Here is a 9,478-nt window from a genome sequence, read left to right on the forward strand (position 1 = left end):
CCGGAGAGCGAGACCGAGCGGGCCGCCGACCTCATCGGACAGGGCCGCGTCACGGCCTCGCCGCTCGGCATGGCCACGGTCGCCGCGTCGATCCAGGCCGGCGGCACGGTCGTGCCCCACCTCGTCGCGGACCGACCCGGCGAGGCGGATCCGGCGCAGCCGCTCACCGACGCGGAGACGGCCGCGCTCCGGGAGCTCATGCGCGCGGTCGTGACAGAGGGCTCGGCCACGTTCCTCGGCGGCCTCCCCGGCGATCCGGTGGGAGCGAAGACCGGCACGGCCGAGTACGGCGAGGCGGGCGACGACGGCTCGTACCCGAAGCACAGCTGGATGATCGGCACACACGGTGACCTCGCTGTCGCGGTGTTCGTCGAGACGGGTGAGTCCGGCGCCACGACGGCCGGGCCGCTGCTGCAGGCGTTCTTCGAGAAGTGGTGAACGCGTGGCGTGGGAGTTCGAGGCCGAGCTGATCGAGTGGCGCGGACCCGCGCCGTTCGTGTTCGCTCCCCTGCCCGCGGCGCTCTTCACGGAGATCAAGGACGCCGCGCGCGGCTTGATGTACTGGGGTCAGATCCCCGTGATCGCCACGATCGGCGAGACCCAGTTCGACACCGCGATGTGGCCGAAGGATGGCCGCTTCCTGCTGCCGATCAAGGTCGCTGTGCAGCGCGCCGAGCGGATCGACATCGGCGACGTCGTCACCGCCGTCGTGCGGCTGCCGGACGACCCGGCCCGGTGACCGTCCGTCGCGACGCCCGAGGCTCGACCCCGCCCATTCGGCGACGCCGCCCGGCACGCGCCGGCCATCGCGAGCGTTCGGGAGGCGCGGGCGGGGCCCAGGCTCACATGACGCCCGTCTAGGCCGAGGCGCCCCCGCTGCCGAACGGCGGGTGGGCCGCGAGCGTGACGGCGATGACCGCGGCGGTGGCGGCGAGGAGCAGGATGTCCACTCGCGCGGGGCGGCGACGCGCCAGAGACCGGGCGAGCTGCACGGCGGCGACGCCGGCGATGGCGACCGCCCAGGCGAGCAGGGCCCAGCCGAGGAGGAAGCCGAGGGACGCGAGTTCATCCGCAGCGTCGCCGCGGTTCAGAAGGTGCGCCGCCATGAGCGAGAGCGCGGCGACGACGGCGAGGCCGAGCGCCGTGCCGCCTGCGGCTGTCATCGATCGCGGCGCGTCGCGCACTGTGTCCATGAGGCGAACGATAGCCCGGGGGGGCGCCGGCTCAACGATCTCCCCGCGCCGCGTCAGGCCTCCGGCGACCTGTAGTGCAGATACACGGTGCCGTTGTCGAACGTGCGCTGCTCGACGAGGCGCAGGTCGAGCCGGACGTCCTGCGGCAGCGCGCGCAGGCCGCCTCCGACGATCTTCGGCACGATGAAGAATCGGAAGTCCCGCACCATCCCCGCTCGGATCGCGTCGCCGGCGGTCGTGGGCCCGAAGATCTCCACCTCGCGGGGCGCGTCCGCGACGATGTCCCGGAGATCCGCGAGGCGGAGATGGCGGATCAGCCGACCTCGGTCGGGGCGAACGTCCTCCGGTGCGAGCGTCGACGACGCGACCACGCGATCCAGGGCTCGCCAGCGCCGCGCGAACTCGCGCTCGTCGTCGCCCCACGAGTCGTCATCGGGATCGGTCTCCCAGTACTGCATCAACCCGAACGTGTTGCGCCCCAGCACCTCGGTCGAGACGGCGGCCATGCGTTCGACGTGCAGCCGGAAGACCTCGTCGCTCGGCCCCGACCAGTTGAAGTCGCCGGTCGCGTCGTTGACGTACCCGTCGATCGAGACGGTCGCGGTGTAGCTGAGGGTTCCCATGCCGCATGCTCCCGCCGATCGACGGGTGACGCAACAGCTTCGACAGTCCGCTGGTCAGCAGGAGGCGTACACGAAGCCCGCGCTGCGGGGCGCCACAAGCGCCCTATCGCGCAGGATCGTCAGAGGCGCGCGCTCGCGCTCGTCGCACACCTCGTCGAACGTCGCGCCTCGCTCCTCGAGCGCGTCGGGGTACTCGATCTGCAGCACGTGGTCGCCGTACTCGTCGGTGTAGGCCGCGCACTCGTCCCACGCGCCGCACTCCTCCGTGACGGCGAAGTCGAAGCCCAGCTCGTCGTGGAGCAGCGGCGTCATCTCGGCCGCGTTCTTCTGCGCGATCGCGAGCCCGGCGGCGTGCGCCCGCTCGACATAGGCGGCCGCGAGAGCATGCGCGCCGGCCACGTCGATCTGCTCGAAGCGCGTCGAGGTGTCGAGGTTGTCGATCTCGACGGCATCGAAGCCGTCGTCCGCGCAGCCGTCGATGACAGGACCGAGCACGCCGAGGATGCCCCTCCGCTGATCGGCCGTGCCGGGGTCGAGGATGAACTCGTCCGGCCAGTCAGGATCGATCACCGGTTCACCCGCGGCGTCGCGCAGCAGCAGGTCGTCGCGATCCAGCCAGAACGCGGCCTCACCGGGCTGGGTCTGGAAGCCGTTGACGTAGCAGACGTTGTAGGCGCCGGCGAGGGGCTCGGCGGTGGCGTCACGCACGACGACGTCGATCTCCACCGGACCTTCCCCGAGGTCGACGCGGTCGGCGGTCTCGCCCAGCTGGTAGTCGAAGACTCCGGTGGTCGGCGGCAGCTGGACCGCGCCCGTGTCGCTCGCGCTCAGTCCGACGGGATCCGGCGCACCGGCCGCGCACGCCGTCAAGGCCGCGGCGGCGGCCAGCAACAGGGCGGCGAGCGTCGCGCGTCTGTTCACCGGTTCTCCTCGTCTCACGGACGGACGACCTGCGCGGGTCGCTGTCGCCGGGGAGACGCCCGTCGCTGTCCCTCCCCCTCGATCATCCGCGATGTCGCCGCGCGTGCGCGACGCCACACCAGGGGCCCGAGCCCGCCGGTGGCAGAATCCGATCATGTCCGTCGCGATACCGCTGCCCGTCGTGCGCGAAGCACGCGCCGCGGACTCCGGGGCGATCAGCGCGGCCCTGCGCGTATCTCGTGCAGACCGAGATCGAGAAGCGCGCGCACGAGGCCGGCGGCCGACTCTCGCCCGCGGGCGAGCTGCCCGCGAGCTACGGCGCAGAAGTCGAGAACCCCGCCGAGGCGTTCTCGGACTGCCGCATCCTCGTGGCCGAGCTCGATCGCACCGTGGTGGGCGTCGCGGTGCTCAAGCCGCGGACCGGGTCCGCCGAGGTCAAGCGGCTGTGGGCATCGCCCGCTTTCCGCGACCGCGGTGTCGGCTCCGCGCTGCTGGACGCGGCGCTCGCGGCTGCCGGGTCCGTCCCCGTGACGCTGACCGTGTGGGACTGGCGCGAGAGCGCGATCCGCCTGTACGAGTCGCGCGGCTTCTCGCGGGTGGCGTCGTGGGATGAGCGCCCACGCCTCGTCTGCATGTGGCGGGATGCGGCTCATTCCGCTGCGGATCCGGACCTCTCCGGCTCCCGACGCGCCGCTTGCTGACGCGCCGCCCGGCGATCCGGATCGGCCGAGAACGTCCGAAATGGAGGATCTCTTCGGAGGATCGATCCTTCGTTTCGGCTCCCGTCCGGCGACCGGACAGCCGCTCGCCGTCAATCCACGGAGATGAGGACGCGGTGCCAGCCGCTCGACCCGTCGGGCGCGATCGGCGCCTTCTCCTCGGCCTGCAGGTTGCCCTGGCGGTCGATGGCGCGGACCGCGACATAGTGCGTGCCCGGCTCCGCATCCCATTCGAGGTGCCACTGCACCCAGGTGTCGTCGTTGATCGGCGTGCTGAGCGTCGCGGCCTGCCACGCGCCGTCGTCGATGCTGACCTCGACGCGCTCGATCCCGACCGTCTGCGCCCACGCCACGCCGGCGATAGGCGTCCGGCCCGCGCTCACGCGCTTGCCAGGCCTCGGCGTGTCGACGCGCGACGAGAACTTGATGGGCGCCTCCGCGCTGTAGCCCCGCGGGGTCCAGTACGCCTCGTCTGCGGCGAAGGTGGTGACCTTGAGCTCCGTGAGCCACTTCGTGGCCGAGACGTATCCGTAGAGGCCGGGCACGACCATCCGCACGGGGAAGCCGTGCTCGAGAGGCAGCGGCTCGCCGTTCATGCCGACGGCGAGGATCGCGTCGATGCCGTCGTCGGTCAGGGATGACAGCGGTGTGCTCGCGGTGTAGCCGTCGACGCTGCGCGAGAGCACCATGTCGGCGTTCGCCTGCGGGCCGGCGAGGCGCAGCACGTCGCGGAGAGGCACGCCGAGCCAGCGGGCGTTGCCGACGAGCTTGCCGCCCACCTCGTTCGAGACGCACGTGAGCGTGATGACGTACTCGTCGAGGCCCATCTCGAGGAGCTGGTCGAACGTGATCTCGACCCTGCGGTCGACCATCCCGTCGATGATTAGCCGCCAGGTCCCGGGATCGACCGTCGGAACCGTCAGGGCGGTGTCGACGCGGTAGAAGTCCGCGTTGGGCGTGATGAGCGGGCTGAGGCCCGGGATGTCCAGCTCGGCGCCATCCGGGAGGGCGACTTCCGCGCGTGGAGCCGGAAGCTTCAGCGCGTCGCGGATCGCGCGTACAGACGTCGTCGCCACGTTGGCGACGCGTGCGCCGATGCCGACGACGAGGGCGGAACCCGCCGCGACGAGGGAGAGCGCGAAGAAGGAGCGACGGCCCATGCGGGCGGTGACGGCGTCGGTTTCTTTCTCGTCCGCGTCGTCCAGGGGTGCGGAACGATCCGCCGGCAACTGCGCCCAGCGCCGATAGCGCTTGATCAGGATCAGCAGGACGGCGATGCCGGCGATCGCCCCGGCGAGGGGCGGCAGCCACGCGAGTCCGCTCGCACCGGAGCGTGTGAGGATGGCGGCCGTCGCGAGGGCGGCCCCGATCGCGAGGACGACCGCCCCGGAGTACCGCCAGCGCGCCTCCAGCAGTCCGGCCAGGCTCGCCGCCACGATCACGGCCAGGGCGAGCCCGAGAAGGAGCGCGATCTTGTCGAAGGCACCGAAGGCGGCGATCGCGAACTCTTTGACGGGTTGCGGAACGATGTCGATGACGAACGAACCGACGGCCAGGATCGGGCTTGCCTCGCGCGCGACGAGCAGCGCGATCAGCTCGCTCACCGCGAGCAGCACGCCGGCGCCGATCACGCCGGTCAGCGCAGGCCAGAAGAATCTTCCGGCCCTCGACACTTTCGTCATGTCCGTCCCCTTCGCCGCAGTCGGGGCGGCCGCCGGCGTCTGCACCGGCGGCCGCCCCGAATCACTTCCGCGATCTAACGCCGGATCAGGATGCCGGCGGCATCAGGACGGAGTCGATCAGGTATACCGTCGCGTTGGCGGTCTGCACGCCGCCGCAGACGACCATGGCGTCGTTGACCATGAGCTCGTCGCCTTCGCCGGTCACCTCGAGGTCGCCGCCCTGCACGGTGGTGTGCATGCCGGCGATCTCGTCGGGCGCGATCTGGCCGGGGACGACATGGTACGTCAGGATCGACGTGAGCATGTCGGCATCGGTGGAGAGCGTCTCCATCGTGGCCGCGTCGATCGCCGCGAAGGCGTCGTCGACGGGGGCGAACACGGTGAACTCGTCGCCGTTGAGCGTGTCGACGAGGTTGACGTCGGGGTTGACCTCACCGCTGACCGCCGCGGTGAGCGTGGTGAGGATCGGGTTGTTGGACGCAGCCGTGGCCACCGGGTCCTGAGCCATGCCCTCGACCGAGCCGGCACCGTCCGGCACCTGCTCGGCGTAGTCCGCGCAGCCGGGGCCCACGAGGTTTCCCGCGGGGTCCATGGTGCCGTCCATCGACTCCTCGGCGGGTGCCTCCGAGGAAGGCGCGCTCGACGGCGCCGTCGACTCGCTCGATTCGTTCGCCGAGCCGCCCGATCCCATCGAGCAGCCGGTCAGGGCCAGCGCGGAGACGGCGAACAGGGCGAGCCCGCCGGTGATGTGCTTGGTGCTGTTGAGCATGAGTTTCTCCTTGTTGGGGAGCCCGGTCGAGCTCTTCCAAGTCCGTCCTCGGTGCCGGGGACGGAGCGCCCCGTGAAGGCGGCGCATACAAGGAGTTCGGCGACGTCGGCGGATCGGATTGGAAGAATCTCACGTCGCACCCCAATGCGCAGGGCGACGACGACCGGGATGCTCCCCCGCGACCGCGGCGCGTCCGGCTCAACGGACCGCGAGTCATCGCCTCCGCCGCGAGACATCGCCGCACGGTGATGTCTCGCGGCGCGAATGCGGTCTCGCGGCCGCGGCGGCGCACGGCAACCGATCCGCCCTCCGGTGACCCGTTTGGTGACGGTGGCCATCACGCAGACCACGGGCCGGGCCCTGTCCGGCTGATCGCGGGACGCCGCGCACATCTCAGCTTCGCTCGATCGGGAACCACAGCTCGCACGACGCCGTGCTGAAGTCGTCTGCGTGGTCGAGGACGGCGACGATCGAGGGCCCGGGCCGCAGCCGCCAGGGGTTGGAAGGGAACCAGTCGGCGGCGGCCGCCGCGTACGCGTCCTGCAGCGCCTCCGGGTGCGGCCCCGACGTGTGGAACACGACCCACGCGCCGGGGTCCACCTCCAGGAGGTCCAGGTCTGCCGGCACTTCCGTCTCAGCCTCGATCGAGACTCCGTGCAGATAGGTCAGCTCGCTCCCCTCGCGGTAGTCCGGATCGACATCGGCGCTGATCTGCAGCAAGCCGTGTGGCTCCGCTCCGCCGAGGTCCTTGAGCCGCTGGTGCTCTTCGGGCGGCAGCGACGCGATGTGCTGCTGGATGTGTGGGTTGACGCCCTCGTGGATCAGCGGCACGCGCGCGGCGTGGCCGATGAGGCGAAAGGCGGGTCGTTCGATGATTCGGGCGTCCATTGCGGTGCTCCCCTCGACGGTCAGGCGGAACCTGATGGTGGGTTGGGTCCGAAGGGGGCCACCATCGCGGCGAACATCGCCATGGCTCACTCCGTGCACCGAGCGGAACGCGCGGCCGAAAGCCTCGACGGATCCATAGCCGAAGCGCACAGCGATCGTCAGGAGATCTTCATCGCCGATCAGGTCGGACGCCGCGACGGTCATCCTCCGACGACGCACGTACTCCGACACGGGCATGCCCGCCAGCGACGAGAACATCCGACGCAGGTGATAGCCGGTCGTTCCCGTCGACGCGGCGAGCGCGTCGACGTCGATCTCTGCGCCCAGCCGGCGTTCGACCTCGTCGACCAGGCGGTTGAGGATCTCGATCATGATCGCCCCCTTCGCCCACCACTCTCGTCGGGCAGCGCGACGCACGCCCGATCATCGAGGTTCGATTCTGTCGGGTGGCGCGGTCATCCCACCACTTCGAAAGAGGCCCCGTCGATGGCGAGGATCAGCGGGGCCCGACAGATCTGCGGGCCACACGTTGAAGCGGAACTCCACGACGTCACGCAGCCGATCAATCGAGTTTCCGCCGGCCGATTCTCACGGAACGTCGGCACGCTCGACTCCCGGAAGCAGTCATCGGCGTCGGCGTGCGGGACTGCAGCCGTCCAGCCCCTCCCGGTCTGCGGTGCAGGGGGTGCGCCGCCCTCAGCCTTCCTCAGGCTCCGCCCTGCGCGGCTCGGTAGCTCGGCCCCCGCACTTTGCCCACCCATGCGTAGGTGGTGGACCCGGGAGGCGGATGCCCCACCGGATCGAAACGTAGTTCGGCAGAGTCCGGCTCGGCAGCAGGCCGAAGCAGCACTTCCGCGAAGGGATGCCACTTGCCGGTCGCTGCCGCATGATAGAGCCGGAGTCGCCACGGCTGCTCGTGGAGCGCCCGCCGGAGGTCCCCGAGTTCCGCAGGGAGCGCACGCGTGGGGATGCTCCGAGCGCAGATCAGAACCGGTCCCCGAGGCGAGCGGTACGGCAGGAGGGTCCCGAACGTCGCGCCCGTCGGCGAGCGCCGGGGCACGAGGAAGAACCGGGAAGGGAAGCCGATGCCGGTTGTCGAGAGCAGCACATCCGTGTGCGGGCCATCGTCGATATGGAACCGGAAGGCGAGACCGAGCACGTCCGGCAGGTGGTCGGGCAGCCCGACGCTTCGGGACAGCCGTGCGGTCACCGTAAGCGGCTCTAACCGGACGTCGTCGACCCAGTCGATTCCCGAGCGTTCCGCATCACGAATCCAGGTGGCCTGCCCCGTCAGCACCAGCCCGTGAGGATGGATGGGGCGAGGATGACGGATGCGCCGGAGCAGAGAGAAGAAACCGCGCAGTGCGGTGCCGACGACATATGCCAGTCCAACGAGGATGCGAGGTCTCGTCCGCGATGCGGGCGTCACCGGATGCGGCCGCCGTGATCCGCGATGTCCGGCTCCGCGCGCAGAACGTCCGCGATCTCCTCTTCTGGCCGAGGCGCGATCGTCTCGTCCTCCTCCACCTCCGGGATGGTCGACTCCTCGGGCGCCGGGATGGCATCGGGCGCGAAATCGTGGGCGTGGCCGGGCATAGGGATCCTCCTCTCGCGGTCGCCTCAGGTTACGCTCAGCGCCGTCGCGTGACCAGCCGCTCGCGCGATCCGCCCCTCCAGGGGAGAAGCGGCTTGGTCACGGGCCGGATCCGAGAATCCTCCCGGCGAAGCCGTATCTCGGTCGGGCATCACGCGTTGAAGCGGAAATTCACCGCGTTCCGTCACGGAGCAACAACACGATCGTCGCCCACACCCGACGGCGCCTTAGGAGCGCGCCGTCTCGTGCCGGTGCTGAATACGACCCCGACAGGGCCTATCTGCCCCTACTCCCTGCCCTCCTCGAGCGGGATGAGCATGGTGCGGAAGGGCCCTCCATCGGTGTGCAGGTCCCAGATCCGGTCGGCTACATCATCGATGCCGTTGGGCAGCTGAAGCCGGGGAATCGCTCCAGGGATCACGAGCTGATTGACCCGCACCCCCTCGTTCTCGAGGGCGTCGTGAAGCATCTCGCCATACGCGCTCTCGGCCGGGAAGGCAACGGAGGTTCCCGCGAAGCCGGCGCGTGCCTGCACCGAGGTCCCGCCGTTGATCAGGATGATGCTGCCATCCCCCGCCTCCTGCATCGAGGGCAGCACCGCGCGGGCGGCGTGGATCAGGCCGAGCAGGGAGAACTGCACGGCCTCCAGTGCGAGTTCAGGGGTCAGCTCGAGGACTGGCTTGAGGTAGTCGCGAGACGGAAGCGGGCTGTACTGCAGGATCGAGATGGCGCCGAGGTCTGCTGCGGCACGGCCGAGCGCGTCCTCGAGCTCAGCGGGGATACGCACGTCTGCTGAGTAGCCCTTGGCTGTCACCCCCGCCGAGTCCAGCTCCGCCACCATGGCATCGAGCTTCGATTGGTCGCGCGAGATCAGGGCGACCGAGAAGCCCTCGCGGCCGAAGCGACGCGCGACGGCCGCTCCGAGCCCTGGTCCGGCTCCGATGATGGCGATGACGGGCATGGCGAGCTCCTTCGGGCTGTGACGTTCCGGCGACTCTAAGGGTGCGACCTGGGTCGCACGTTCATGCGGAGCTCCACCGCGTTCCAGCGTGCCAAGCGGATCGCAGTGTCGCTGTGATCCCGCGCTCG

Annotated in this window: 12 protein-coding genes; 3 read left to right on the forward strand and 9 right to left on the reverse strand. The window is 70.3% G+C overall.

Annotated features, from left to right (window positions below; genetic code table 11):
- Together RIF89_RS07700 and RIF89_RS07705 are read left to right on the forward strand one after the other, a co-directional pair.
- A partial coding sequence (locus RIF89_RS07700) for a penicillin-binding transpeptidase domain-containing protein (protein WP_309068543.1) occupies positions 1-438 on the forward strand: 438 nt, incomplete at its 5' end.
- Between the two features lie 4 nt (positions 439-442).
- Positions 443-739, forward strand: a complete 297-nt coding sequence (locus RIF89_RS07705; protein WP_309068544.1) for a DUF1905 domain-containing protein — start codon at positions 443-445, stop codon at positions 737-739.
- Between the two features lie 118 nt (positions 740-857).
- Here RIF89_RS07705 and RIF89_RS07710 read toward each other — a convergent pair whose 3' ends face one another.
- From RIF89_RS07710 to RIF89_RS07720, 3 genes are read right to left on the reverse strand one after another with little or no spacing between them, the layout of a single operon-like run.
- Positions 858-1,193, reverse strand: a complete 336-nt coding sequence (locus tag RIF89_RS07710; RefSeq protein ID WP_309068545.1) for a hypothetical protein — start codon at positions 1,191-1,193, stop codon at positions 858-860.
- A 53-nt stretch (positions 1,194-1,246) separates the two neighbouring features.
- Positions 1,247-1,816 carry a dihydrofolate reductase family protein gene (locus tag RIF89_RS07715; RefSeq protein WP_309068546.1) on the reverse strand — a complete coding sequence of 190 codons (570 nt, stop codon included), beginning with the start codon at positions 1,814-1,816 and terminating at the stop codon, positions 1,247-1,249.
- A gap of 54 nt (positions 1,817-1,870) precedes the next feature.
- Positions 1,871-2,737 (reverse strand): endo alpha-1,4 polygalactosaminidase, encoded by an 867-nt coding sequence (locus tag RIF89_RS07720; RefSeq protein WP_309068547.1) that lies wholly within the window; start codon positions 2,735-2,737, stop codon positions 1,871-1,873.
- Positions 2,738-2,976: 239 nt separating this feature from the next.
- Between RIF89_RS07720 and RIF89_RS07725 the strand changes: the two genes are divergently transcribed.
- Positions 2,977-3,438, forward strand: a complete 462-nt coding sequence (locus RIF89_RS07725; RefSeq protein WP_309068548.1) for a GNAT family N-acetyltransferase — start codon at positions 2,977-2,979, stop codon at positions 3,436-3,438.
- A 110-nt stretch (positions 3,439-3,548) separates the two neighbouring features.
- On the opposite strand, the gene RIF89_RS07730 is transcribed toward RIF89_RS07725, so the two are convergent.
- The 6 genes from RIF89_RS07730 to RIF89_RS07755 form a co-directional block, all read right to left on the reverse strand.
- A complete protein-coding gene (locus RIF89_RS07730; RefSeq protein WP_309068549.1) occupies positions 3,549-5,138 on the reverse strand; it encodes a molybdopterin-dependent oxidoreductase in 1,590 nt (529 codons plus the stop codon).
- Between the two features lie 85 nt (positions 5,139-5,223).
- A complete protein-coding gene (locus tag RIF89_RS07735; RefSeq protein ID WP_309068550.1) occupies positions 5,224-5,907 on the reverse strand; it encodes a fasciclin domain-containing protein in 684 nt (227 codons plus the stop codon).
- A gap of 393 nt (positions 5,908-6,300) precedes the next feature.
- Entirely contained in the window at positions 6,301-7,167 is an 867-nt protein-coding gene (locus RIF89_RS07740; RefSeq protein WP_309068551.1) for an AraC family transcriptional regulator, read from the reverse strand.
- Positions 7,168-7,501: 334 nt separating this feature from the next.
- The gene (locus tag RIF89_RS07745; RefSeq protein WP_309068552.1) at positions 7,502-8,092 is read right to left on the reverse strand and encodes a hypothetical protein; all 591 of its coding nucleotides are present in this window, start codon (positions 8,090-8,092) and stop codon (positions 7,502-7,504) included.
- A gap of 128 nt (positions 8,093-8,220) precedes the next feature.
- Positions 8,221-8,391 carry a hypothetical protein gene (locus tag RIF89_RS07750; protein ID WP_309068553.1) on the reverse strand — a complete coding sequence of 57 codons (171 nt, stop codon included), beginning with the start codon at positions 8,389-8,391 and terminating at the stop codon, positions 8,221-8,223.
- A 284-nt stretch (positions 8,392-8,675) separates the two neighbouring features.
- On the reverse strand, positions 8,676-9,478 hold an 803-nt coding region (locus RIF89_RS07755), incomplete at its 5' end, for an SDR family NAD(P)-dependent oxidoreductase (protein ID WP_309068554.1).

It is taken from the genome of Microbacterium sp., from assembly GCF_031178525.1.
Classification (GTDB): Bacteria; Actinomycetota; Actinomycetes; order Actinomycetales; family Microbacteriaceae; genus Microbacterium.